The organism is Pseudomonas alkylphenolica, from assembly GCF_016009175.1.
GTDB lineage: Bacteria > Pseudomonadota > Gammaproteobacteria > Pseudomonadales > Pseudomonadaceae > Aquipseudomonas > Aquipseudomonas alkylphenolica_B.
Genome location: NZ_JADUCM010000002.1, coordinates 400936 through 425877 on the forward strand (window position 1 = coordinate 400936; position 24942 = coordinate 425877).

Here is a 24942-nt window from a genome sequence, read left to right on the forward strand (position 1 = left end):
CGTCGCGCCGGAGCGCTATCATCGCGCGCTCTACATGGCAGGTTTGGCAAGGATCAGGGATGAAGTGGTTTGCTGCGCTTTTGTTGTTGGGGGCAAGTAGTGCCCAGGCCGATATCAAGTTGGAGTGGGTCGAAAAGACCATTCCCGTTTACCCGGAAGCGTTGCGCAAGTCGGCCATCACCGGCTCGGTCAGAGTCCGTTTTGATGTGAACGCCGACGGCTCGGTCAGTGACGTCCACATAATCCAGGGCAGTGAACCGGCGTTTGCCGATGCCGCACTGCAGGCCGTTCGGCAATGGCGCTTCAAGCCCTGGGCGGTGTCGGACGAGAACCCGGCGAAAGTCGAGGTGGTCAACGAACTCAAGTTTCGTCTCAACGACAAGAAAGCCTGGTGGGATATCTATGAACGGGCCGGGCTGATCGTCATGACCTGTAGCCAGTTCAACGATGAAGTGGCGTCGTACCGCAAAGACGATCCCGCCCGCTCGCTGGATGACATGAAGACCACGCTGCTGTCGGTACGAATGATCTCGCCTGCTTCCGAAGACGGCGTCACCAGCTACACGCAGTCGCGAGCCAGTTCCACCGCCTTCATGGACGCGTTGCCGAACATCATCAAGCGCTGCCAGACCTACCCGGGCCTGGACTTTGTCGACATCTGGCCCGCGTCCCTGCGCGAACGTCTGGTTCAGAAGCGCTGAGCGCTCGCTCAGCGCATCGTCACCACCAGTTTGCCTACGGCCTTGCGCTGCCCGAGTACGTCGATGGCAGCGCCGGCTTGCGCCAGTTCAAAGCTCTGCGACACCAGCGGCTTGAGCTTGCCTTCGGCGTACCAGGTAAACAGCTGCTGGAAGTTCGCCGCGTTGTCGGCGGGCTGGCGCTGGGCAAAAGCCCCCCAGAATACCCCGAGTACCGCCGCGCCTTTGAGCAGCGCCAGGTTGACCGGCAGTTCGGGGATGCGCCCACTGGCAAAACCGACTACCAGCAGACGGCCGTTCCAGGCAATGCCGCGCACCGCCTGATCGAACAGGTCGCCGCCCACCGGGTCGTAGATCACGTCGGCGCCATTGCCCCCCGTCAGGCGTTTGATCTCGTCCTTGAGGCTGTGCTCGCTGTAGTTGATCAGTTCGTCGGCACCGGCGGCCTTGGCCACGGCGAGTTTCTCGGCGCTGCTGGCGGCGGCAATCACCCGTGCGCCCATGGCCTTGCCGATTTCTACGGCGGCCAGGCCGACGCCGCCTGAGGCGCCGAGGACCAACAGCGTTTCACCGGCTTTGAGTTGCCCACGTTGCTGCAGGGCGTGCATCGAGGTGCCGTAGGTCATGCCAAAGGCGGCAGCACTGGAGAAGTCCATCTGCGCCGGAATCGGTATGGCGTTGTAGGCCGGTACGGCCACTTCTTCGGCAAAGCTGCCCCAGCCGGTGAGGGCCATGACGCGGTCGCCGACCTTGAGTGTGCTGACTTTTTCGCCCACCGCACGCACGATACCGGCGGCCTCGCCACCGGGAGAGAACGGTAGCGGCGGCTGGAACTGATACTTGCCTTCGATGATCAGGGTGTCGGGGAAATTCACCCCGGCCGCATGCACCTCGAGGAGAATCTCGTTTTTCTTCGGTACCGGGCTTTCGACCTCTTCCAGTACCAGATTCCGGGCCGGGCCCAGTGCTTTGCACAACACAGCTTTCATCGGGGCTATTCCTTTGCGCGTAGTGGCCGATAAGTGTAGGTGGGGCGCACGTCGGGTCAACGAGCATGGCCCGGCCTGATAGGCCGGCATAAGCCCGGGCTTGGGTTTGACCGGTGCGCTGGGTATGCTGGCGCCAACTGTTTGAGGAGCGAATTCGTGAAAGCGTGGATCTTGATGGTACTGGCCTTGATGCTGCCGGTGGCGGCGATGGCCGAAGAAGCCAAGGAAGGGGAACCGAAAGTCTCCTACATTTCCCTGACCCCGCCGTTTGTTGGCAACTACGCCCTGGACAGTGGTCCGAAGCTGCGTGTGTACAAGGCCGATGTCGCCCTGCGGGTCAACAGCGATGCGGCAGCAGCGGCGGTCAAACACCATGAGCCGTTGATCCGCAACCAGCTGGTGGCGTTGTTCACCCAGCAGGGTGTGGACAACATGAGCAACGTCGAGGCCAAGGAAAAGCTGCGTCAGGAAGCCCTGAAGCAGGTTCAGCAAGTGCTGGAAAATGAAGAAGGCAAGCCGCTGGTGGATGACCTGCTGTTCAACAACCTGATCGTCCAGTAAGGCATCAGGACGTCAGGCTGCGGCGAAAGCGTCCCAGGGCAATACCGAAAAACACCAGGCCGATGGTGGCCAGCGCCAGTACATCGGGCCAGACCACCGTCAGGCCGGCGTCGCGAAACAGGATCGCGGCACTGAGGCTGACAAAATGGGTGGAGGGCGAAAGCTGCATCACCCATTGCAGCCACTGCGGCATGCTGTCCAGCGGGGTACTGCCGCCAGACAGCAAGAGCATCGGGATGATCACCGGAATCGCCAGCAGGCCGAATTGCGGGGTCGAACGCGCCAGGGTGGCGAGGAAGATTCCCAGGGCCGTGCTGGCAAACAGGTAGAGTGCGGTCACCGCCAGGAACAGCCCCAGTGAACCCGCCAGCGGCACGCCCAGTGCCCCTTTGACCACCACCTCCAGCGATACCCAGGTGCACAACACGACCACCAGTGCGTTGCTGCCGATCTTCGCCAGCATGATCTCCAGTGCCGTCAGTGGCAGCACCAGCAAGTGATCCAGGGTGCCGTGCTCGCGCTCGCGTAACAGGGCGGTACCGGTGAGCACAATGGCGAGGATCGTGATGTTGTTGACGATCTGGATCACCGCCAGGAACCAGCCACCCTCAAGGTTCGGGTTGAACAGCGCCCTTGGGCTGATCAGCGCCGGGCTGCTGGCTGCCGCCGAACCCTGGTTGGCGTACTCGAGCAGTTCCCGTTCGAAAATCCGGCCAATGTAGCCGGCGCCCATGAAGGCCTGGCTCATGGCCGTGGCATCGACATTGATCTGCAGTTCCGGTGAGCGGCCCGCCAGCAGGTCGCTCTGGAAGTTGACCGGTACATTGATCACGAAGGTATACAGGCCGCTATCCATCGCCGTGTCGAGCTGGTCATAGGCCAGCGGCGCCGCCGCCTGGAATTCGGGGGGCTGCAGGGCCTCGGTCATTTTGCGCGACAACTGGCTGTGGTCTTCGTCGATCACAGCAACGCTGGCGTTGTGTACGCCAATGATTGAGCCGGCCGCCGGCATGTAGATCGCCACGCTGAATGCGTAGAGCAAAAACAGTAGCAGGACGCTGTCGTGGCGCAGGCTGGTCAGCTCTTTCAGGCCCAGGCGCAGGGTGTGTGCCAAGCGATGCATCAGACCTCCTGCTTCTTCAGCATGGCCAGGCTCAGGCCGGTGAAGCCGACGAAAAAGCCCAGCAGCGCCAGGCACTGCGGCCACAGTTCACGCAGGCTCAACGCCTTGGTGAAGGTGCCGACGGCGATGTCGAGAAAGTAGCCGGCCGGGAACAACTGGCCCATCAGGGCCGCCGAACCGTCGAGTGACGAGCGCGGCACGATCAGCCCGGAAAACTGGATGGTGGGCAGGCTGGTGATGATCATGGTGCCGAGGATGGCGGCGATCTGGGTGCGGGTGAACGCTGATATCAGCAGACCCAGGCTGGTGGTTGCCAACAGGTACAGCAGGCCACCGCAGGCCAGCGCCAGGGCGCTGCCCTTGAACGGTACGCCGAACAGCCAGCGGTTCATGGCTACCAGCAATGCCAGGTTGACCAGGCTGATCGCCAGGTATGGCGCCTGCTTGCCGAGCAAAAACTCCAGGCGGGTCAGCGGCGTCGCATAGAAGTTGGTGATCGAGCCCAGTTCTTTCTCGCGGACAATCCCCAGCGCAGTCAGCATGGCCGGGATGAAGGCGAGGATCAGCGCCATGACGCCGGGGCCGATGGCGTTGACGCTGACCACGTCCTGGTTGTAGCGGAAGCGGGTTTCCAGGCGCACCGGGGATTGCACTGGCGATGCCTTGCTGCTCAGGGCGGCCAGTTGCTCAAGGTTGGCCTGGTGCACCGCTTCTACATAGTTGCGGCTGGTCTCGGCGCGAAACGGCATGCCGCCATCGAGCCAGGCGGCTACTACCGGCTGGCGTCCGGCGTGCAGGTCACGACCAAAGCCCGGGGGGATCTCCAGGGCGAGTTTGATTTCCGAGCGTTGCAGGCGCTTGTGCAACTGCGCCGCGTCCTGAATGGGCGGCTGCTCGGCAAAATAGCGTGAGCCACGAAACGCTTCGAGATAGGCGCGGCTTTGCGGGCTCTGGTCCTGGTCGTAAACGGCGAACGCGAGGTTCTCCACATCGAGCGAGATACCGAAGCCGAAGATCACCATCATGAACATGGCGCCCAACAGTGCGAAGGCCATTCGCACTTTGTCGCGCATGAGCTCTTTGCCTTCGCGGGTGGCCACGGCGAAAAGACGCTTGAGGCTGAAGCCGTGTCGCATAGCATGAGGCGTTGTATCCGCCGGGGAGCCCAGTTGGGCGCTGGCTTGCGGGGCGTCACTCGCGCCCTGGGCCTGCTCCAGACAAGTAACGAAAGCGTCCTCGAGGGTGTCGCCAGCAAACTGCCGCTGCAAGGCCGCAGGTGTGTCGCAGGCCAGTACCTTGCCCGCATGCATCAGGGAAATACGGTCGCAGCGCAGGGCTTCGTTCATGAAGTGGGTGGACAAGAAAATCGTCACGCCCTGTTCCCGCGACAGCTCGATCAGCAAGCGCCAGAAATCATCCCGTGCCGCCGGGTCGACCCCTGAGGTGGGTTCGTCGAGAATCAGCACTTCGGGCCGGTGCAGGACCGCGACCGCCAGCGACAGGCGCTGGCGCAGGCCCAGGGGCAGGGCGCCGGACTGCTGGTCGGCAATTTCGCCGAGATCGAAACGTTCGATCAGTTCGGCGATACGCGGCGCACTCTCGGCCTTCGGCAGGTCGAACAGGCGTGCATGCAGTTCAAGGTTCTGGCGCACGCTGAGCTCGCCATACAGCGAGAAGCTCTGCGACATGAAGCCGACCCGCTTGCGCGTGGCCAGGTCCTTGGCATCCACCGGGCGGCCGAGCAGGGTGGCGCTGCCTTCGCTGGCCGGCATCAGGCCGGTGAGCACTTTCATGGTGGTGGTCTTGCCGCAACCGTTGGAGCCGAGGAAGCCGAAAATCTCGCCACGACCAATGGCGAAGCTGACCTTGTTCACGGCGGTGAAATCACCGAAACGCAGGGTCAGTTCATGGGCTTCGATGGCAATCGTAGTGTCACCGGCCGGGCGTGGTGGAATCAGCAACGGCTGTGGGTCGTGGCCGCTGTCGCCTTGATAGTGGGTGAAGGCATCGTCGAGCTTGCCGCTTGGCGTGACGCTGGCCAGCGTCTGGCTCAGGCCCGAGGCGATCAGCTTGCCGCGATCGAGCATCAGGCAGTGCTCGAACTGTTCGGCTTCCTCCATGTAGGCGGTAGCCACCAGCAGAGTCAGTTGCGGTCGCTCCTGACGGACCTGCTCGACCAGCTCCCAGAAGCGCCGGCGCGACAGCGGGTCTACGCCCGTCGTCGGTTCGTCGAGAATCAGCAGGTCGGGCTCGTGGATCAGCGCGCAGCACAACCCGAGCTTCTGCTTCATGCCGCCCGACAGCTTGCCGGCCGGCCGTTCGGCAAAGCGCGCCAGGTCGGTGGCCAGCAACAGGTTGTGCATGCGCTGCTCGCACTCGGCCGAACCGAGCCCGAACAGGGTGGCGAAAAAACGGATGTTTTCGCTGATCGACAGTTCCGGATAGAGGTTGTTGCCCAGGCCTTGGGGCATGAAGGCGATGCGCGGGTACAGGCTGTTGCGATGGCGACGTTTGCGGATCGAGCCGCCGAGCACCTGGAGTTCGCCGGCCTGCAGCTTCTTCACCCCGGCGATCAGCCCGAGCAGGCTGGACTTGCCGGCGCCGTCCGGGCCGATCAGGCCGCAGCGGGTTCCGGCAGGCAGGCTGAAGGCAATGTCGTGCAGGGCCGTCAGCTCACCATAGCGATGGCTGAGGGCCTCGGCCTGCAGCGCCAGCGTGTTCATTGCAGATTGGCCGGCCAGTCCACTTCAGCCGTCCTGACATAACCGGCGCCAGGCATGCCGGGCTTGGCTTGTGGCACAGCACTGGGTTCGGTCAGGCGCAGCTTGACGCGGAACACCAGCTTTTGCCGCTCGTCACGGGTCTCGACCTGTTTCGGGGTGAATTGCGCCTTGGCGGCAACGAAAGCGATTTTCGCCGGCAGGGCTTTTTCCGGCAGGGCGTCGAGCACTATCCGTGCCTGGTCACCGACGGTCAGGCGGCCTGTGGTCGAGGCGGGCAAGTACAGGTTCATGTACTGATCATTCGGATCAATCAGCGTGAGCACCCGCCCTCCGGCGCCCAGCACCTCGCCCGGCTCGGCCAGGCGCAACTGGATGATGCCGTCGATCGGCGCCCGCAGGCTGCTGTCGTCGATTTCGCTGGTCAGTTGCGCTACCTGGGCCTCGGCGGCGCCGATGGCGGCCTTGATCGCTGCCAGCTGCGCGCGCGATGCGGTCACGGCAGCGTTGGCGGTGTCGAAGCGCGCCTGCTGCTGGTCGAGCAACTGCTGGCTGGCGTATTTGCGCTGGAAGATTTCGCGTACGCGCTTGAGTTCCTGGCTGGCCAGCAGCAGTTCGCTCTGGCGCAATTGCACGTTGGCCTCGGCGGCCGCGTAGTTTTCCTGCGCGCGCAGTACTTCGGCCTCGGCCTGGCTGCGCTGGGCTTCGAGGGTGCGGGTATCGATACGCGCGAGTAACTGGCCCTGCCGGACCTTGTCACCTTCATCGACCAGTACTTCGGCGAGGCGTCCGGGCACCTTGCTGGCAATCTGCACTTCGGTGGACTCGAGTCGCCCGTTGCCCATGCTCAGGCCTTCAGGCAAACGATCGTGCAGGGACTTCCAGTAGCCCAGGCCGCCGGCAGCCAGGAGTAAAGCGATCAAGGCGCTGGCGAAGATTTTCGGGGTATGTTGGCTCATCTCTCTGCATCCTGCTGCATTCGCGTCAAAGTGTGACGCGTCACCGACCCTGGTGCGTTGATTCTGGTCAAACGAGGGGTAATCGTAGCTTGCTTTAACGCAAGGCGAGGATTGCTGCCCATTGTTCTGCCGTAACCGGCATTACCGAGAGGCGACTGCCTTTTTGTACCAGCGGCAATTCGGCCAGGTTGGCCTGCTGTTTCAGGTAGCCGAGGCTGAGGACCTTGCTGAAGGTTTCGACATGGGTGACATCCACGGCGCTCCAGGGGTTCTTTACTTCGTTGGCCTTTGCGTCGAAGTAGTGACTTTGCGGGTCGAGTGCCGTCGGGTCCGGGTAGGCTGCGGCGCTGATGCGCGCGATCCCGGCGATGCCAGGCTCGGGGCAGCTGGAGTGATAGAAGAAAAACTCGTCGCCCACGGCCATGGCACGCAGGAAATTACGTGCCTGATAGTTGCGGACCCCGTCCCAGCGCGCCTCTTTCAAGCGGGCCAGATCCTTGATCGAAAGTTCGTCCGGCTCGGACTTCATCAGCCAATAGGCCATGGGTGCTGCTCCTGACAAAATTTGAAATAACCTGTTGCATGAAACCGACAGTCGGTTGGCGTCAACGTTTGCGTGTCGACGCAGGTTGTCGGAGAATGCGGCAATTTTAAGCTAGACGCTGTTGCAACCAACTATAAAACGTTGCCGACAACGTGATCAGTTTGCCTGAGGGGGGCAATCAATGAACCGCAAACCGGACCTGCTCTGGATTTTGGTATTTCTGTTCGGTCTGGGTGTGGTCACTACCGGTTATGCGCAAAGCCTTTGGGAGCGTAATCTTGACGCCCCGTACGAAGTGCCGGTCAATCCGCAACAACGCTGAATGCTCTGCGGCTGCCTGCTAGGCAGGCGCCAGGTACCACGCACGGTCAGAGACCGTTCCCTGTAGCGGCACATCCCAGCTGGCCTGCGCCAGTTTCTCGACTTTCTGGCATTCATGCGCCAGGCCCAGCAGCAAAGGCTTTTTCCAGGCCTTGCGGCGGGCCTGATAGGCCAGGCTTCGATCATAGAAGCCGCCGCCCATGCCCAGTCGCCCACCTGTTTCGTCAAACCCCACCAGCGGCAGCAGGATCAGGTCCAGCGCCCAGACCGGCCGTTGCCGGGCCAGGCTGATGTGCGGTTCGGCGATGCGAAAGCGGTTGGGGCGCAGCTTTTCGCCGTGTTCTATGCGCTGGAAGGCCATCTTGGTTTTCGGCCAGGCGTGCAGCACCGGTAGGTAGGTGCGCTTGCCGCGCCGCTGCGCTTCGCGCAGCAACAAGCGCGGATCAATCTCGCAATCATTGGGCAGGTACAGGGCGATGTGCCGGGCGCGGCGGAACAGCGGGTGCTGCGCCAGTTGCCGGTACAGGCCACGCGCAGCCTGACGTTGCTGGGCCGGGCTCAGGGCGCGGCGGGCATCGCGTAGCAGGCGGCGAAGTTGGGGGCGGGTTAGCGGCGCGGTGTCGGTCATGGCACGGGCGTTCCCAGAGAGGGCTGCCGCGCAGTGGGCGGCAGCTCGATTTGCTCGCGTGAACACACGAGCAAAGCTGATTCAGGCTCCCCGACGAACCGCTGTCGGTGTAGCCCTTGAACCCGAAAGTTCAAGGTGGAGATTGCAGGAGGCGTTAAGGCTTTCCGTCAAGCGGACATGCACACCGGCCCCACGTGCAACCCCCGTGGTTGTGCGTATCGGCTCAGGGACATGACCGACTGGCAAGCACTCCAGGGAGTGGCGCCAGTATACTGAATCTCAACTGGTTTTTGTATTCGGATCGTCGGCCAGTGCCTGATCGACACGTTCGAGCAGGTCGCGAACCTGTTCGCGGGTGGCACCACCGGCAGGTGTTTCGGGGCGTTCCTGGTTGTGCAGCAGGTCATGGGTGATGTTCAGCGCAGCCATCACCGCGATACGGTCGGCACCGATCACTTTGCCGCTGCTGCGGATTTCACGCATTTTGCCGTCCAGGTAGCGCGCGGCGCTGACCAGGTTGCTGCGCTCTTCAGGCGGACAGATGATCGAATACTCTTTGTCGAGGATCTGAACGGTGACGCTATTGCTTGAACTCATGAGTCTTGCTCCAGGGCCTTGAGTCGCAAAATCATCGATTCGACCTTACGCCGGGCGATTTCATTTTTTTCGATGAGGTGGGCGCGCTCCTCGCGCCAGGACTTTTCCTGAGCTTGTAGGAGTGCATTTTGCCGTTTTAGTTGCTCGACTCGCTCAATCAGCTGTTCGAATCGGCCCATCAGCGTTTGCAGATCGTTCTCTTGCATTGGTTGCACTCGATTCGGTCTGGCGGGTGATTGCCTGGTTTATGCCCAGGCCAGCTCCGAGTTGGCCACGTCGATAGTCTTGGCGCGCCTGCCGGTGCTAGGATACAAGGTCTTCATTCTAGTCATTGCGCCGTCTGGCGCCTAGTTGCCCATGCCTAATACCAATTCGCCGTACACCGCATTCGCCACCTTGCTCAGCAGCAACGGGCATCCTGTCTCGCCTGCCGAACTGCACGGCCTGTTGCTCGGCCGTAGCTGCGCCGGTGCCGGCTTCGACGCCGAAGCCTGGCTGGCCGATGCCGCCCAGCTGCTGGAGTCGGAACCTGCCGACAACGTTCGTAACGCCTTGATCGGCCTGCAGGAAATGGTCAAGGGCGAACTCACCGGTGAAGATATCACCATCGTCCTGTTGCTGCCGGGCGACGAGTTGCCGTTGACTGAGCGTGCACAAGCGCTGGGCCAGTGGTGCCAGGGCTTTCTGACCGGCTTTGGCCTGAACTCCGGCGGCCTGGTGCTGAGCACCGAAGCCAAGGAAGTGCTCGGTGACCTGGACGCCATTTCCCAGGTTCAGGATGCCCTGGAAGAGTCCGAAGACGGCGAAAGCGACTATATGGAAGTAATGGAATACCTGCGCGTCGCACCGCTGCTGCTGTACACGGAGCTGGCCAAGCCGGCCGAGCCTGCGGCCAAACCTTCGTTGCACTGATCAATCAGGAAGCACCACTGCCCATGAGCCATATCCCCAAGTCGGAATACGCCCGTCGACGCAAGGCGCTGATGGCGCAGATGGTGCCCAACAGTATTGCCATCCTGCCCGCCGCCGCCGTTGCCATACGCAACCGCGACGTCGAGCACGTCTACCGTCAGGACAGCGACTTCCAGTACCTCAGCGGCTTCCCCGAGCCAGAGGCAGTGATTGCCCTGATTCCCGGCCGCGAGCACGGCGAATATGTGCTGTTCTGCCGCGAGCGCAATCCGGAACGCGAGCTGTGGGACGGGCTGCGCGCAGGCCAGGAAGGTGCGGTGCGCAACTATGGCGCCGACGACGCGTTTCCCATCACCGACATCGACGACATCCTGCCCGGCCTGATCGAAGGCCGTGACCGGGTGTATTCGGCCATGGGCAGCAACCCGGAATTCGACCGCCACCTGATGGAATGGATCAACGTGATCCGTTCCAAGGCTCGCCTCGGTGCCCAGCCACCGAACGAATTCGTTGCCCTGGATCATCTGCTGCACGACATGCGCCTGTATAAATCGGCGGCAGAGGTCAAAGTGATGCGTGAGGCCGCGGCCATTTCCGCCCGTGCCCATATCCGTGCCATGCAGGCCTGCCGCGCTGGCTTGCATGAGTACAGCCTGGAAGCCGAACTGGATTACGAATTTCGCAAGGGCGGGGCAAAGATGCCGGCATACGGCTCGATTGTCGCGGCCGGGCGCAACAGCTGCATCCTGCACTATCAGGAAAACGATGCGCCGCTCAAGGACGGCGATCTGGTGTTGATCGACGCCGGTTGCGAGATCGACTGCTATGCCAGTGACATCACTCGCACCTTCCCGGTCAGCGGCCGGTTCTCGCCGGAGCAAAAGGCGATCTATGAACTGGTGCTCAAAGCGCAGGAAGCCGCCTTTGCGGTAATTGCGCCGGGCAAGCACTGGAACCATGCCCACGAGGCAACGGTTCAGGTGATCACCGAAGGGCTGGTGGAATTGGGCCTGCTCAAGGGCAACGTGCAGGAGCTGATCGACAGCGAAGCCTACCGGGCGTTCTACATGCACCGTGCCGGGCACTGGCTGGGCATGGATGTGCATGATGTCGGTGAGTACAAGGTGGGTGGGCAGTGGCGCGTGCTGGAACCCGGCATGGCCCTGACCGTGGAGCCTGGCATCTACATCGGTGCCGACAATCAGGATGTTGCGAAGAAATGGCGCGGCATCGGTGTACGTATCGAGGATGACGTAGTGGTAACCAGACAGGGCTGTGAAATCCTGACCTCAGGCGTGCCGAAGACGGTCGCTGAAATCGAAGCGCTGATGGCTGCCGCGCGCAGTGTGGCGGCATGAGCAGGGTCAATCTGGCAATAATTGGCGGCGGTCTGGTCGGTGCCAGCCTGGCGCTGGCCTTGCAGGCCGGGGCCAAGGCCCGTGGCTGGAAGATCCTGCTGATCGAACCCTTTGCACCGGGCGATACCTTTCAGCCCAGCTATGACGCGCGCTCTTCAGCGTTGTCGTTCGGCACCCGGCAGATCTATGAACGCCTGGGCCTGTGGCAGGCCATCAGCCGCCGCGCCGAGCCGATCCGCCAGATCCAGGTGTCCGACCGCGGCCGTTTTGGCGCCACCCGCCTGGATGCGCTGGAAGAGGGCGTTCCCGCGCTGGGTTACGTGGTGGAGAACGCCTGGCTGGGTCAATGCCTGTGGAAAGGCCTGGATGCCGACGTGGTGAGCTGGCGCTGCCCGGCTGAAGTGACCACCCTGCAAGCGCTGGAAGATGGCTACCGGTTGACGCTCAACGACGACACGGTGGTCGAGTGCGACCTGGCCGTACTGGCCGATGGCGGGCGTTCCGGCTTGCGCGAGCAATTGGGTATCCATGTCAGCCAGCGGCCTTACAACCAGAGTGCGCTGATCGCCAACATCACCCCGAGCGAAGCCCATCGTGGCCAGGCTTTCGAGCGTTTCACCGACGAAGGGCCGATGGCGCTGCTGCCGCTGCCGGAAAACCGCTGTGCGCTGGTCTGGACCCGCGTCGGCATGGACGCCAAGCGCCTGGCCGAACTGGACGAGCGCAGCTTCCTGAATGAATTGCAGGGGGTGTTCGGCTACCGCTTGGGCACTTTGCGTCAGGTCGGTGCCCGGCACCTGTACCCGCTGTCGCTGGTCGAGGCCCAGGAGCAGGTGCGCCCGCACCTGGTGGTGCTGGGTAACGCCGCGCACAGCCTGCACCCGATAGCCGGGCAGGGTTTCAACCTGTCGCTGCGCGATGTGCAGTCGCTGGCTGAAGGCTTGTTGGCAGGTCCTGCCGTGCCGGGTGATTTTGCCACCCTGCAGGCCTACCGCGAACGCCAGCGCCTCGACCAGGACCTGACCGTGGGCTTCTCCGACCGGGTCACCCGCCTGTTCGGCAGCGCTCAGCCGCTGATTGCCACCGGGCGTAACCTGGGACTGCTCGGGCTTGACCTGTTGCCCCCTGCCAAGCGTTGGTTCGCACGACAGGCCATGGGCCTGGGAACCCGTCCGGACCTACGGAGCTGAGCATGGCCGACGCAAAGAAACTGGCACGGCGTGCGCGCATGCTGCGCTGGTTGCTGAACTTTTATCCGCCGTACATCGGTGCCGGCATTCGCGTGCAGAGCATCAGCCCGGATTTTTACCAGGTAAAAGTGCGCATGGGCCTGTCGCGGTTCAATCGCAATTATGTCGGCACCCAGTTTGGCGGCAGCCTCTACTCGATGGTCGATCCGTTCTACATGCTGATGCTGATGCAGCTGTTGGGACGCGAATACATCGTCTGGGACAAGGCCGCCAGCATCGACTTCATCGCACCGGGCAAGGGCCCGGTGTTTGCCGACCTGCGCATTGACGAGGGCTTGCTGACCGAGATTCGCGAGCACACAGCAGGCGGCAAGAAATACCTGCCACGACTTCAGGTCGATATCCGTGACGCTGCCGGCGAGCTGGTAGCACGGGTCGACAAAACCCTTTATGTGCGGCTCAAGCCGCAAGCGAGACAGGCTTAAGGCATGGAAATGCGCGCAGATCTGTTGATTGTCGGTGCCGGTATGGTCGGCAGCGCCCTGGCCCTGGCGTTGCAGCACAGTGGCCTGGAAATTCTCCTGCTCGACGGCAGCCCGATGTCGGTCCCGCCGTTTGATGATCAGTCGGCTTTCGAGCCGCGGGTCAGTGCCTTGTCGATGGCCAGTCAGCGCATCCTTGAGCGTCTGGGGGCGTGGCAAGGCGTCAGTGCACGGCGCCTGAGCCCGTATTCGGACATGCGGGTGTGGGATGGCAGCGGTACCGGGCAGATCCACTTCTCGGCCGCCAGTGTGCACGCCGAGGTGCTCGGGCACATCGTCGAGAACCGGGTGGTGCAGGACGGTCTGCTGGAGCGCCTGCACGACAGCGAGATCGGCTTGCTGGCCAATGCCCGTCTGGAGCAGATGCGCCGCTCCGGTGACGAGTGGCTGCTGACCCTTGCCGATGGTCGTACCTTGCGTGCACCGTTGGTGATTGCTGCCGACGGTGCGAACTCGGCTGTGCGCCGCCTGACCGGCTGCGAAACCCGCGAATGGGACTACCTGCACCACGCCATTGTCACCAGCGTGCGCTGCGCCGAGCCTCACCAGGCCACCGCCTGGCAGCGCTTTACCGATGACGGCCCGTTGGCCTTCCTGCCATTGCTGCGTGACGGCCGGCAGGACTGGTGCTCGATCGTCTGGTCGACCACGCCGGAGCAGGCCGAGCACCTGATGAAGCTGGACGATGTCGCGTTCTGCGCCCAGCTTGAGCGCGCCTTCGAAGGACGCCTGGGGACGGTGCTACAGGCTGACCCCCGCGTGTGTGTGCCGCTGCGCCAGCGTCATGCTAAACGTTATGTGGCCGAAGGCCTGGCCCTGATTGGTGATGCCGCGCACACCATTCACCCGCTGGCCGGGCAGGGGGTGAACCTGGGCTTTCTCGATGCGGCAGTACTGGCCGAAGAGCTTCTGCATGCCTACGAGCGCGGTGAGCGGCTGGCCGATGTGCGCGTATTGAGTCGTTACGAGCGCCGGCGCATGCCGCATAACCTGGCGTTGATGGCGGCCATGGAAGGTTTCGAGCGTTTGTTCCAGGCCGACCCCTTGCCGCTGCGCTGGCTGCGCAACACCGGTTTGAAGTGGGTTGAGCAATTGCCCGAAGCCAAGGCCTTGTTCGTGCGCCAGGCCTTGGGCCTGAGCGGCGATTTGCCGGAACTGGCGCGCGCCTGAACGGGCAGCAACATCTGGTAACTCCTCCCTTGTGAGTTCGGTTGAGAAGGCAAATGGGATTAACTACCATTTGCGCCTTAATTGAATTCCGAGGACTGCACCATGTTGCCACGCAAGCACGTATTGGCCGCCCTGGCTCTGACTCTGTTGGGCGGCACCGCCCAGGCGGCAGACGAGGTGGTGGTGTATTCCTCGCGCATCGACGAGCTGATCAAGCCGGTGTTTGATGCCTATACCGCCAAGACCGGGGTCAAGATCAAGTTCATCACCGACAAGGAAGCGCCGCTGATGCAACGGATCAAGGCCGAGGGGCAGAACGCCACCACCGACCTGCTGCTGACCGTTGATGCCGGCAACCTCTGGCAGGCAGAGCAGATGGGCATTCTGCAGCCGATCAAGTCCGAAGTGATCGATGCCAACATTCCCTCGCAATACCGCGCCTCGTCCCACGACTGGACCGGCCTGAGCCTGCGTGCGCGGACCATCGCCTACTCCACAGAGCGGGTCAAACCCGAAGAGCTGAGCACCTACGAAGCCCTGGCGGACAAGCACTGGGAAGGTCGCCTGTGCCTACGCACGGCGAAGAAGGTCTACAACCAGTCGCTGACCGCTACCCTGATCGAAACCCACGGCGAGCAGAAAACCGAAGAAATCATCAAGGGCTGGGTCAACAACCTGTCCACCGATGTGTTCTCCGACGACACCGCCTTGCTGCAAGCCATCAATGCCGGCCAGTGCGACGTCGGTATCGTCAACACCTACTACTACGGTCGCCTGCACAAGGAAAACCCGAAACTGGCGGTCAAGCTGTTCTGGCCAAACCAGGCCGACCGTGGCGTACACGTCAACCTCTCGGGTATTGGCCTGACCAAGTACGCACCGCATCCTGAGGCAGCGAAAAAACTGGTCGAGTGGATGACCGGTGAAGAAGCACAGAAGATTTTCGCCGGTGTGAACCAGGAGTTCCCGGCCAACCCGAAAGTCGCTCCCTCTGAAGAAGTCGCGGCCTGGGGTAGCTTCAAGGCTGACACCATCCCGGTCGAAATTGCCGGCAAGCGTCAGGCAGAAGCCATTCGCCTGATGGATCGGGCTGGCTGGAACTAAGCGCAAGGCTTTATCCTTTCGGGGCCTGGTCAGGCCCCATTCGCTGACAAGGCCGGTTCCCGTGTTTTAACACCTGTGGCCCCGGCCTTGCTTGCGATCGACCGCCACGCGGTCGTCATCACTGCACAGAGAGTTCCTTTTGGCTCACCCCGCCCAACGCCGCTGGTATCCCCTGGTTTTCGCCATTGCCGCCCTGGTGCTGCTGCCGCTGAGCGTACTGCTGTTGTCGTGGCAGTCGGTCGACACGCAGATCTGGTCGCATTTGCTCGATACCCAGATGAGCCGTCTGCTGGGCAATACCCTGACCCTGATTGCCGGGGTCGGCGTGGGCGTCACCTTGCTGGGTGTGAGCCTGGCCTGGCTGACCAGTTTGTGCGAGTTTCCCGGTCGGCGCTGGCTGGACTGGGCGCTGATGCTGCCGTTTGCCATTCCGGCCTACGTCCTGGCGTTTGTCTTCGTTGGCCTGCTGGACTTTGCCGGGCCGGTGCAAACCCTGCTGCGTGAATCGTTCGGGCCCATGCGCCTGCCGCGAGTGCGTTCCACCGGCGGGGTGATCATCGTGCTGGTGCTGGTGTTTTACCCCTATGTCTACCTGTTGGCGCGCAACGCGTTCCTGGCCCAGGGCAAAGGCCTGATGGAGGCGGCGAGGGTCTTGGGGCATTCGCCGTTGCAGGCGTTCTGGCGGGTGGCAATACCCATGGCGCGTCCGGCCATTGGCGCCGGTGTTGCCTTGGCGTTAATGGAAACCCTGGCCGATTTCGGTGCGGTGTCGGTATTCAATTTCGACACCTTCACCACTGCGATCTACAAGACCTGGTATGGCTTCTTCAGCCTGTCGAGTGCCGCTCAACTGGCCAGCCTGTTGCTGCTGGCGGTGATGCTGGTGCTCTACGGTGAGCGCCGTGCCCGGGGCGCCGTGCGTGGCAGCAATGAACGGCCGCGAGCCAAGGCGCTGTACCACCTGCGTGGGGTCAAGGCGTTGGCTGCCTCAAGCTGGTGCCTGTTGGTGTTTGCCTGTGCGTTCGTCATCCCCGTGCTGCAATTGCTGGTGTGGTTCTGGCAGCGTGGTCGCTTCGACCTGGATGAGCGCTATACCAACCTGATCCTGCACACCCTTTACCTGGGCGCGATGGCGGCGCTGATTACCGTGAGTGTGGCCCTGGTACTGGCATTTGCCCGCCGGCAAGCGCCGACACCGGGCATCCGTGCCGGTGTTGGCCTGGCGAACATGGGCTATGCCTTGCCGGGCTCGGTGCTGGCGGTGTCGATCATGCTGGCCTTCAGTTACCTGGATAACCAGCTGGTGGTGCCGCTGTCGAACGTGCTGGGCGGGGCGGGCAGGCCACTGCTGCTGGGTAGCCTGTTTGCCTTGCTGCTGGCCTACCTGGTGCGCTTCATCGCCGTGGCCTACGGCCCGCTGGAAAACAGCCTGGAGCGTATTCGTCCGTCACTGCCCGAGGCTTCCCGTAGCCTCGGGGTCGGTGGGCCACGATTGTTTATCAAGGTGTATCTGCCTTTGCTGGTACCCGGTGCCTTGAGCGCCGCCTTGCTGGTGTTTGTCGATGTGCTCAAGGAAATGCCGGCCACCTTGCTGATGCGTCCGTTTGGCTGGGACACCCTGGCCGTGCGCATCTTTGAAATGACCAGCGAAGGCGAGTGGGCGCGGGCGTCGCTACCCGCGCTAACGCTGATTCTGGTGGGCCTGCTACCGGTTATCGGGTTGATTCGACGTTCGTCCCGGCACCTCGGTCAAACGCGCTGAGGGTGCCAGCGTCCAAGCTTGCAGCTACAATGCGCGGCATTCTGTGGTCGGTCTTACAGACCGGGTAGCGCAAACGCTGCCTAAAGCCGAAGCCTCGCCACGCCCGGAAGGAGAAACCCATGGGACTGCGCACGCCTCTTTATGACCTGCACCTGGCGCTAGGCGCCAAGATGGTCGATTTTGGCGGTTGGGACATGCCGTTGCACTATGGCTCGCAGGTCGAAGAGCACCATCAGGTGCGCCGTGACTGCGGGGTATTCGATGTTTCCCACATGACCGTTATCGATGTAACCGGCGATGACGCCCCAGCCTGGCTACAACGTCTGCTGGCCAACGACATTGCGCGACTGGATGAAGTCGGCAAGGCCCTGTACAGCACCATGCTCGATGAGCAGGGCCGGGTTATTGACGACATGATCGTCTACCGGTGCGAGAGCGGCTATCGCCTGGTGGTCAACGCCGCCACCCGGGACAAGGACCTTGCCTGGCTGAACGCCTGCACAGGCGATTTCAAGGTGACCCTCAACGAGCGTCCGGAACTGGCCATTCTGGCCATCCAGGGGCCCGAGGCCCGCGCCAGGGTTGCCGAGCTGGTGTCCGCTCCCAGAGCGGCGCTGATCCGTGACCTCAAGCCTTTTGAAGGGCGCGCCGAAGGCGACTGGTTTATCGCCCGTACCGGTTATACCGGCGAAGACGGCCTGGAGATTATCTTCCCGGCGCTGCAGGCCCCGGCGTTTTTCAACGACCTGGTCGGTGCCGGTATTGCCCCGAGCGGCCTCGGTGCCCGCGATACGCTGCGCCTTGAGGCCGGGATGAACCTGTATGGCCAGGACATCGACCAGGCCCACACGCCGCTGACCTCGAACCTGGGCTGGAGCGTCGCCTGGGAGCCTGCCGAACGCGACTTCATCGGTCGCAGCGGCTTGCTCGCGGAAATCGAGAGCGGCGTGGAGCAAAAAATGGTCGGCCTGGTGCTGGAAGAGCGTGGCGTTCTGCGCGCTCATCAGGTCGTGCGTGTCGCTGGTATTGGCGAGGGGGAGATCACTAGTGGTAGCTTCTCACCTACGCTGAGCAAATCCATCGCCCTGGCGCGGGTGCCGATGGCAACCGCCGATCGTGCCGAGGTGGAGATTCGTGGCAAGTGGTACCCGGTGCGAGTGGTCAAGCCGACCTTCGTGCGCCATGGCAAGATTTTGATCTGAACCTAATTCTGGCGGGCCTACCGCTGACCCTATTGAGGAAAACAAGATGAGCAATATCCCCGCCGACCTGCGTTTTGCCGAAAGTCACGAGTGGGCCAAACTGGAAGCCGACGGCAGTGTGACCGTGGGTATCAGCGATCACGCCCAGGAAGCCCTGGGTGACGTGGTGTTTGTCGAGCTGGCCGAAGTTGGCAAGGTCTTCGCTGCGGGCGATGCTGCCGGTGTGGTCGAGTCGGTCAAGGCCGCTTCGGACATCTACGCGCCCGTCAGCGGTGAAGTCATCGCCGTGAACGAGGCCCTGGGTGACAGCCCTGAGTCGCTGAACAGCGATCCTTACGGCAGCTGGATCTTCAAGCTCAAGCCAAGCAACACCGCCGAACTGGAGAAGCTGCTCGACGCTGCCGGCTACGCTGCCGCCATCGGCGAATAGTTTTCACACAAAGCGGCAATCTCTTCCTAGACTCAATATGCCTCGACTGGTCGGGGCTTGGTCTAGGAAGAGAGAGCCGCTATGTCCCAGTCGCCGTCCCTGAGCCAACTGCACGACCCCAATCCCTTCTTGCGTCGCCACCTGGGGCCTGATGCCTCGGAGCAGCAGGCGATGCTCCAGGCCCTTGGCCTGGCCAGCCGTAGCGCGCTGATCGAGCAGACCGTGCCACCGGGCATTCGCCTGAACGGGCCACTGAAACTGCCCGACGCACTGGATGAACAGGCTGCCCTCGCCAAACTCAGGGGCTACGCCGAGCAGAACCAGGTGTGGACCAGCCTCATCGGCATGGGTTATCACGGTACCGTCACACCCACCGTCATTCTGCGCAACGTCCTTGAAAATCCGGGCTGGTACACCGCCTATACCCCCTATCAGCCGGAAATTGCTCAAGGTCGCCTGGAAGCCTTGCTGAATTTCCAGCAGATGGTCATCGACCTCACCGGGCTCGACCTGGCTAACGCCTCGTTGCTCGATGAGGCCACGGCGGCCGCTGAAGCCATGGCCCTGGCCAAGCGCATGGCCAAGTCGAAAAGCAATGTGTTCTTTGCCGACGAGCACTGCCACCCACAAACCCTGTCGGTGCTGCAGACCCGTGCCGAAGGTTTCGGTTTCGAGCTGGTCGTCGATGCTGTGGATAACCTGGGTAATTACCAGGTGTTCGGGGCGTTGTTGCAGTACCCCGATACCCATGGCGAAATCCGCGACTTGCGCCCGTTGATCGAACAGCTGCACAAGCAACAGGCACTGGCCTGTGTTGCCGCCGACCTGCTCAGCCTGCTGATGTTGACCCCACCGGGTGAGCTGGGCGCTGACGTGGTATTGGGTACGACACAGCGCTTTGGCGTGCCGATGGGCTATGGCGGCCCGCATGCTGCCTACTTTGCCTGTCGCGATGCCTTCAAGCGAGCCATGCCCGGGCGCATCATCGGCGTGTCCAAGGACGCACGCGGCAACGTCGCGTTGCGCATGGCCCTGCAAACCCGCGAGCAGCATATTCGCCGCGAGAAGGCCAATTCCAACATCTGCACGGCACAGGTGCTGCTGGCCAACATCGCCGCCTTCTACGCGGTCTATCACGGCCCGGAAGGCTTGCAGCGCATTGCCCAGCGTGTGCATGCGCTGACCTTCGTGCTGGCGGCGGGGCTGGAAAGCAAAGGCATCAAGCGCCTCAACCAGCACTTCTTCGACACCCTGACCCTGGAGGTCGGCGGCAGCCAGACGGCGATCATCGAGAGTGCCGAGGCCGCGCAGATCAACCTGCGCATCCTCGGGCGCGGGCAGTTGGGCGTGAGCCTCGACGAGACCTGTGACGAATCCACTGTGCTACGGCTGTTTGATATCTTCCTGGGTGCCGACCACGGCCTGGATATTGCCACCCTCGATGCACAGGCCTTGCCGGAGGGTATTCCGGCAGCGCTGGTACGGCGCTCGACCTTTCTTACCCATCCGGTGTTCAACCTGCACCACAGCGAAACCGAGATGCTGCGCTACCTCAAGCAGCTGGAAAACAAAGACCTGGCGTTGAACCAGTCGATGATTCCGCTGGGTTCCTGCACCATGAAGCTCAATGCCAGCAGCGAGATGATCCCGATCACCTGGCCGGGTTTTGCCTTGTTGCACCCCTTCGCCCCCGCCGGGCAGGTGCAGGGCTACAAGGCAATGATCGATGAGCTGGAAGCCTGGCTTTGCGCGATCACCGGTTTCGATGCCATCTGCATGCAACCCAACTCGGGCGCCCAGGGTGAATACGCCGGGTTGATGGCCATTGCCAAGTATCACCGCAGCCGTCATCAGCATCAGCGCGATATCTGCCTGATTCCCTCTTCCGCGCATGGCACCAACCCGGCATCGGCACAGATGGCCGGTATGCAGGTGATGATTGTCGAGTGCGACGAAGCCGGCAACGTCGACCTCGCGGACCTCAAGGCCAAGGCGCTCGCGGCGGGCGAGCGGCTGTCCTGCCTGATGGCAACATACCCTTCGACCCACGGTGTCTATGAAGAGGGTATCAGCGAGATCTGCGAAGTTATCCACAAGCAGGGCGGCCAGGTGTACATGGATGGCGCCAACCTCAATGCGCAGGTTGGCCTGGCGCGGCCGGCCGATATCGGTGCCGATGTGTCGCACATGAACCTGCACAAGACCTTCTGCATCCCCCATGGGGGTGGCGGTCCCGGCATGGGGCCGATCGGCGTGCGTGCGCACCTGGCACCTTTTGTCGCCAGTCACCCGGTTGTCCCGGTGCTGGGGCCGGACCCGAAAAATACCGCGGTGAGTGCCGCCCCTTGGGGCAGCGCGAGCATCCTGCCGATCAGCTGGATGTACATCGCCATGATGGGGCCGCAACTGGCCGATGCCAGTGAAGTGGCGATTCTTTCGGCCAACTACCTCGCCGAGCGGCTAGGCGGCGCGTTCCCGGTGTTGTATCGCGGGCGCAATGAGCGCGTGGCGCATGAATGCATTCTCGATCTGCGGCCGCTGAAAGCCCTGACCGGAATCAGCGAGGAGGATGTGGCCAAGCGTCTGATGGATTACGGCTTCCATGCACCGACCATGTCGTTTCCGGTGCCGGGGACCTTGATGGTCGAGCCGACCGAGAGCGAGTCCAAGGCTGAACTGGACCGCTTTATCGAAGCGATGCTGAGCATCCGTGCAGAAATCCAGGAAGTGCAGGACGGCAACTGGCCTGCAGAAGACAACCCGCTCAAGCATGCGCCGCATACCTTGGCGGATGTAGTGGGTATCTGGGAGCGTCCCTACAGCATTGCCCAGGGCGTTGCGCCCAGCGACCACGTGCGTTTGCACAAGTACTGGCCGGCAGTGAACCGGGTAGATAACGTGTTCGGTGACCGCAACCTGTTCTGTGCTTGTGTACCGGTGGACGACTATCGGTGAGGCAAGGATCGCCAGCAAGCCGGCTCCTACAACGCTCCGCCCGTAGGAGCCGGCTTGCTGGCGATGGGGCCCTAAAAATCGGTGTATTAATGGTCTACAGCATTCTTGGCCAGGATCGCGTTGGCCAGGTCCATGTCGCTGACCTTGAGGTCCGGGTTTTCAGCCCGGGCAGTGCGCATGGCCGCTTCCAGATAGGGACCTCGAATGGCGCCTTCGCTGGCGACAAAGCTGCTGGCATCATCCTGCGCGGCCGCGACCAGCTTGTGGTCCTTGGACGTCAGGTAGGTGGAGCCGGTGGTTGCGCCGGAGGTAATGACATTGCGCCAGAAGGTATCGGCCATGGCCGAACCGACAGGCAGGGAAAGCAGGGCAAGGGTTGCGACTGCAACGTTGAGACGCATCGGGGGTGACTCCAACTGAGGTGAACTGGCCGATTGGATTGGTTCGCCCGAATCTAGTTCCCTGGCGCCACGCTCAATACTTCTGCCTGTGTGGTCAGGCCGGCAGCCACTTTCTGTTCACCGCTCTGCAGCAAGCTGAGCAGGCCTTCTTCGACGGCCTTCTGGCGCAGCAGGGTAAGGTCGGTATCGTGGCAAATACCGGCTTTGAAGGCGGTGCTTACTCTCAGCAGCTCATGAATGGCGCTGCGGCCGTGATAACCGGTCTGCCGACACGCGTTGCAGCCTGCGGCGCTATAGCCGCTCCCTTGGTTCGGTACTTTGCACCGTGTGCAGAGGGTGCGCACCAGGCGTTGAGCCAACACACCGATCAGCCCGGCGTTGATCAGGTGCGGCGCTACCCCCAGCTCTAGCAAGCGGCTGATCGCACTGCAGGCATCGTTGGTGTGCAGGGTGGATAGCACCAAGTGGCCGGTCAATGCCGCCTGGAAGGCCACCTGCGCTGTTTCCAGGTCGCGGATCTCGCCGATCATGATGATGTCCGGGTCCTGGCGCAGCAGAGCCCGGGCGCCCTCGGCAAAGCCCAGGTCGATCGCCGGATGGACCTGCAGCTGGTTGAACCGGGGTTCGACCATTTCAATCGGGTCTTCAACCGTGCACACATTGACCTGAGGCGTTGCCAGGTACTTCAGGGTGGCGTAAAGGGTGCTGGTCTTGCCGGAGCCGGTCGGCCCTGTGACCAGGATCAGGCCGTGGCGCTGGCTGATCATGGCTTGCCAGCGTGTCAGGGTGTCACCCGTGAGGCCCAACTGGTGGAAGTCGTGCTGCATCAGGTGCGGGTCGAAGATGCGCATCACCAGCTTCTCGCCGAAGGTGGTCGGCAGGGTCGACAGGCGCAGCTCAATGTCATTGCCGGCCGGCAGGTGCGTCTTGATCCGGCCATCCTGGGGCCGACGCTTTTCCGCCACGTTCATGCGCCCAAGGGTTTTCAGGCGGCTGACCACAGCCAAAGTGACTTCAGCCGGAAACTCGTAGACCGGGTGCAGCACGCCATCGATGCGAAAGCGCAATTGCCCCTGGTCCCGCCTGGGCTCCAGATGGATGTCGCTGGCCCGTTGATCGAAGGCGTACTGCAGCAGCCAGTCGACAATGGTGACGATATGGGCATCCTCATCTTCTGCTCGTTGGCCTTGCGCGCCCAGTTCGAGCAGGTGCTCGAGATTGCCCGGCGAGGGCAGCCCCCTTTGCTGACGGCTGGCGCCATGGACCGAATGGGCCAGGTGGAAGAACGCCTGGCTGAACTGGCGAATCTGTACCGGGCTGGCCAGCACATGCCTGATCGGGCGTCGCAGCACCTGGGCCAGGTCCGCTTCCCATGACCTGACATAAGGCTCGGCGCTGGCCACGGTGATGCCCTGGGCATCATCGGCAATCACCAGGATGCCGTGGCGTTGGGCGAAGGTGGCCGACATCAGCCCCGTGGTTGCTACCAGGTCGAGTTGCAGCGGATCGATGTGCAGGTACGGCAGCCCGGCGTGCTGACCCAGCCACTGGCACAGGGCTTCCAGGCTCAGGCGCTGGCCCGGTTGGCGAGGGTCAGGCAGACCCTGGCAGGCAATGTGTTCAAGAGGATGGGAGTTGCTGGCGGGGGCTTGAGCGCGCAGTGCCTGGACAGTGTCCTGGCTGAGAAGCCGGGCATCAAGCAGGTCGCCCAGTAGGCGCTCGAGCGTCAGCCTGCGGTCCTGTTGGCTGACAGTCATGTGGCGTCCTTGCCTTGCTGCCTGAAGGGGTGGCAATCACAAGCTTAGCTGGCTGTGGGGAATAGCAAGGCCCGGATGCGTTTCCAGGCGTTTCCCGGTTCAGACCGGGCGATGGGCCAGCGTCAGACGGACCTCGTCGACACAGATCAGGTTGCGCATTTTTTGTGCGATCAACTCGGCCCGGTGCCAGCTCAGGCCGCCAATCTCGAGCTCTACCTGCAGCACATCGTCGCACTGGTTCATCACCACCTTGTGGGGCGTCAGGAACTGCAGGGCAAACAGGTTCAGCACCCGGCAAAGGCTGTCTGGCTCGGCTTCGACCTGCAATTGGTAGCGCACGTAGCTCAGGGCGCTGCTGGCGGCCCAGACGTCGTCACGCAACGGGGTGGCAGGGCTGTCGAAGCGTTCGAGTGCGCTCATGAGATTCTCCGGTTTCAGTGCGAGAGATTTTTACATGCGCAAGCCGGAATTTTTTCTCTAAAATCAGCAGATATGGCGATTTGTTGAATTGATCAATTCGCCCTGGTGTATTGAAAGGAAATTATTATGCAAAGCGAGTTGGACGCTTATGACCGACGCATCCTGGCCCTGTTGCAGGAGGATGCTTCGCTTTCCAGTGCGCAGATTGCCGAGCGGGTAGGGCTGTCGCAGTCGCCTTGCTGGCGGCGGATTCAGCGCTTGAAGGAGGAGGGGGTGATTCGCGGTCAGGTGACCTTGCTCGACCGCAAGAAGATCGGCCTGAACACGCAGATATTCGCCGAGGTGAAACTCAACGCCCACGGCCGCTCCAACTTCACCGAGTTCACCGAGGCGATCCGCGGTTTTGAAGAAGTGCTGGAGTGCTATGTGCTGATGGGGGCGGTGGATTTCTTGCTGAGGATCGTCACCCCGGACATCGAAGCCTACGAACGGTTCTTTTTCGAAAAGCTGTCGATGGTGCCGGGGATCCAGGAGGTCAACTCGATCGTGGCCTTGTCTGAAATCAAGTCCACGACGAGTCTACCGGTGCTGCGCTAGGG

25 protein-coding genes and 1 other RNA gene are annotated in these 24942 nt (G+C 62.3%); 14 read left to right on the top strand and 12 right to left on the bottom strand.

Annotated elements, in window-relative coordinates:
- Nucleotides 1-59: 59 nt before the first annotated feature.
- Nucleotides 60-701 carry an energy transducer TonB gene (locus I5S59_RS04140; protein ID WP_197875506.1) on the top strand — a complete coding sequence of 214 codons (642 nt, stop codon included), beginning with the start codon at nucleotides 60-62 and terminating at the stop codon, nucleotides 699-701.
- Between the two features lie 8 nt (nucleotides 702-709).
- Here I5S59_RS04140 and I5S59_RS04145 read toward each other — a convergent pair whose 3' ends face one another.
- Complete coding sequence (locus I5S59_RS04145; protein WP_197875507.1) at nucleotides 710-1687, bottom strand: NADPH:quinone oxidoreductase family protein; 978 nt, start codon at nucleotides 1685-1687, stop codon at nucleotides 710-712.
- Between the two features lie 156 nt (nucleotides 1688-1843).
- Between I5S59_RS04145 and I5S59_RS04150 the strand changes: the two genes are divergently transcribed.
- Complete coding sequence (locus I5S59_RS04150; protein ID WP_197875508.1) at nucleotides 1844-2248, top strand: flagellar basal body-associated protein FliL; 405 nt, start codon at nucleotides 1844-1846, stop codon at nucleotides 2246-2248.
- 4 nt (nucleotides 2249-2252) lie between these two features.
- Here I5S59_RS04150 and I5S59_RS04155 read toward each other — a convergent pair whose 3' ends face one another.
- The 4 genes from I5S59_RS04155 to I5S59_RS04170 form a co-directional block, all read right to left on the bottom strand.
- Entirely contained in the window at nucleotides 2253-3371 is a 1119-nt protein-coding gene (locus tag I5S59_RS04155; RefSeq protein WP_128321829.1) for an ABC transporter permease, read from the bottom strand.
- The gene (gene rbbA / locus I5S59_RS04160; RefSeq protein ID WP_197875509.1) at nucleotides 3371-6094 is read right to left on the bottom strand and encodes a ribosome-associated ATPase/putative transporter RbbA; all 2724 of its coding nucleotides are present in this window, start codon (nucleotides 6092-6094) and stop codon (nucleotides 3371-3373) included. Before rbbA ends, I5S59_RS04155 begins: the two co-directional genes overlap by 1 nt.
- Nucleotides 6091-7050, bottom strand: coding sequence for an HlyD family secretion protein (locus I5S59_RS04165; protein WP_128321827.1), 960 nt, complete (start codon nucleotides 7048-7050; stop codon nucleotides 6091-6093). The genes rbbA and I5S59_RS04165 overlap by 4 nt, the downstream gene beginning before the upstream one ends.
- Before the next feature lie 94 nt (nucleotides 7051-7144).
- Nucleotides 7145-7594 carry an EVE domain-containing protein gene (locus tag I5S59_RS04170; protein ID WP_197875510.1) on the bottom strand — a complete coding sequence of 150 codons (450 nt, stop codon included), beginning with the start codon at nucleotides 7592-7594 and terminating at the stop codon, nucleotides 7145-7147.
- Between the two features lie 181 nt (nucleotides 7595-7775).
- Here I5S59_RS04170 and I5S59_RS04175 point away from each other — a divergent pair, with 181 nt between their 5' ends.
- Nucleotides 7776-7916: a hypothetical protein gene (locus I5S59_RS04175; RefSeq protein WP_197875511.1), complete on the top strand. Its 141-nt coding sequence runs from the start codon at nucleotides 7776-7778 to the stop codon at nucleotides 7914-7916.
- Nucleotides 7917-7934: 18 nt separating this feature from the next.
- On the opposite strand, the gene I5S59_RS04180 is transcribed toward I5S59_RS04175, so the two are convergent.
- From I5S59_RS04180 to I5S59_RS04195, 4 genes are all read right to left on the bottom strand, one after another.
- A complete protein-coding gene (locus tag I5S59_RS04180; protein ID WP_197875512.1) occupies nucleotides 7935-8543 on the bottom strand; it encodes a 5-formyltetrahydrofolate cyclo-ligase in 609 nt (202 codons plus the stop codon).
- 83 nt (nucleotides 8544-8626) lie between these two features.
- Nucleotides 8627-8804: non-coding RNA, 6S RNA (ssrS, locus tag I5S59_RS04185), on the bottom strand.
- Nucleotides 8805-8822: 18 nt separating this feature from the next.
- Entirely contained in the window at nucleotides 8823-9140 is a 318-nt protein-coding gene (locus I5S59_RS04190; protein WP_128321824.1) for a cell division protein ZapA, read from the bottom strand.
- Entirely contained in the window at nucleotides 9137-9346 is a 210-nt protein-coding gene (locus tag I5S59_RS04195) for a TIGR02449 family protein (RefSeq protein ID WP_128321823.1), read from the bottom strand. The genes I5S59_RS04190 and I5S59_RS04195 overlap by 4 nt, the downstream gene beginning before the upstream one ends.
- Nucleotides 9347-9497: 151 nt before the next feature.
- Between I5S59_RS04195 and I5S59_RS04200 the strand changes: the two genes are divergently transcribed.
- The 10 genes from I5S59_RS04200 (at nucleotide 9498) to gcvP (ending at nucleotide 21765) form a co-directional block, all read left to right on the top strand.
- Entirely contained in the window at nucleotides 9498-10052 is a 555-nt protein-coding gene (locus I5S59_RS04200; protein ID WP_197875513.1) for a YecA family protein, read from the top strand.
- Between the two features lie 23 nt (nucleotides 10053-10075).
- Nucleotides 10076-11410 (top strand): Xaa-Pro aminopeptidase, encoded by a 1335-nt coding sequence (gene pepP, locus I5S59_RS04205; RefSeq protein ID WP_197875514.1) that lies wholly within the window; start codon nucleotides 10076-10078, stop codon nucleotides 11408-11410.
- Nucleotides 11407-12600 carry a 2-octaprenyl-6-methoxyphenyl hydroxylase gene (gene ubiH / locus I5S59_RS04210; protein WP_197875515.1) on the top strand — a complete coding sequence of 398 codons (1194 nt, stop codon included), beginning with the start codon at nucleotides 11407-11409 and terminating at the stop codon, nucleotides 12598-12600. The genes pepP and ubiH overlap by 4 nt, the downstream gene beginning before the upstream one ends.
- A 2-nt stretch (nucleotides 12601-12602) precedes the next feature.
- Nucleotides 12603-13085: a DUF4442 domain-containing protein gene (locus I5S59_RS04215; RefSeq protein WP_197875516.1), complete on the top strand. Its 483-nt coding sequence runs from the start codon at nucleotides 12603-12605 to the stop codon at nucleotides 13083-13085.
- Nucleotides 13086-13094: 9 nt separating this feature from the next.
- The gene (locus I5S59_RS04220; RefSeq protein WP_197875566.1) at nucleotides 13095-14312 is read left to right on the top strand and encodes a 2-octaprenyl-3-methyl-6-methoxy-1,4-benzoquinol hydroxylase; all 1218 of its coding nucleotides are present in this window, start codon (nucleotides 13095-13097) and stop codon (nucleotides 14310-14312) included.
- 102 nt (nucleotides 14313-14414) lie between these two features.
- The gene (locus I5S59_RS04225; RefSeq protein ID WP_197875517.1) at nucleotides 14415-15416 is read left to right on the top strand and encodes an extracellular solute-binding protein; all 1002 of its coding nucleotides are present in this window, start codon (nucleotides 14415-14417) and stop codon (nucleotides 15414-15416) included.
- A 139-nt stretch (nucleotides 15417-15555) separates the two neighbouring features.
- On the top strand, nucleotides 15556-17178 hold the full coding sequence (locus tag I5S59_RS04230) for an ABC transporter permease (RefSeq protein ID WP_197875518.1): 1623 nt from the start codon (nucleotides 15556-15558) through the stop codon (nucleotides 17176-17178).
- Nucleotides 17179-17297: 119 nt separating this feature from the next.
- A complete protein-coding gene (gene gcvT, locus I5S59_RS04235; protein WP_197875519.1) occupies nucleotides 17298-18380 on the top strand; it encodes a glycine cleavage system aminomethyltransferase GcvT in 1083 nt (360 codons plus the stop codon).
- A 46-nt stretch (nucleotides 18381-18426) separates the two neighbouring features.
- On the top strand, nucleotides 18427-18810 hold the full coding sequence (gene gcvH, locus I5S59_RS04240; protein WP_197875520.1) for a glycine cleavage system protein GcvH: 384 nt from the start codon (nucleotides 18427-18429) through the stop codon (nucleotides 18808-18810).
- Between the two features lie 81 nt (nucleotides 18811-18891).
- Nucleotides 18892-21765 carry an aminomethyl-transferring glycine dehydrogenase gene (gcvP, locus tag I5S59_RS04245; RefSeq protein ID WP_197875521.1) on the top strand — a complete coding sequence of 958 codons (2874 nt, stop codon included), beginning with the start codon at nucleotides 18892-18894 and terminating at the stop codon, nucleotides 21763-21765.
- Nucleotides 21766-21851: 86 nt separating this feature from the next.
- On the opposite strand, the gene I5S59_RS04250 is transcribed toward gcvP, so the two are convergent.
- The 3 genes from I5S59_RS04250 to I5S59_RS04260 form a co-directional block, all read right to left on the bottom strand.
- The gene (locus I5S59_RS04250) at nucleotides 21852-22166 is read right to left on the bottom strand and encodes a DUF2388 domain-containing protein (RefSeq protein ID WP_197875522.1); all 315 of its coding nucleotides are present in this window, start codon (nucleotides 22164-22166) and stop codon (nucleotides 21852-21854) included.
- 53 nt (nucleotides 22167-22219) lie between these two features.
- The gene (locus I5S59_RS04255; protein ID WP_197875523.1) at nucleotides 22220-23923 is read right to left on the bottom strand and encodes a GspE/PulE family protein; all 1704 of its coding nucleotides are present in this window, start codon (nucleotides 23921-23923) and stop codon (nucleotides 22220-22222) included.
- Nucleotides 23924-24022: 99 nt separating this feature from the next.
- Complete coding sequence (locus tag I5S59_RS04260; protein ID WP_197875524.1) at nucleotides 24023-24343, bottom strand: hypothetical protein; 321 nt, start codon at nucleotides 24341-24343, stop codon at nucleotides 24023-24025.
- 126 nt (nucleotides 24344-24469) lie between these two features.
- Here I5S59_RS04260 and I5S59_RS04265 point away from each other — a divergent pair, with 126 nt between their 5' ends.
- Nucleotides 24470-24940 (top strand): Lrp/AsnC family transcriptional regulator, encoded by a 471-nt coding sequence (locus I5S59_RS04265; RefSeq protein ID WP_128321809.1) that lies wholly within the window; start codon nucleotides 24470-24472, stop codon nucleotides 24938-24940.
- Nucleotides 24941-24942: the final 2 nt, after the last annotated feature.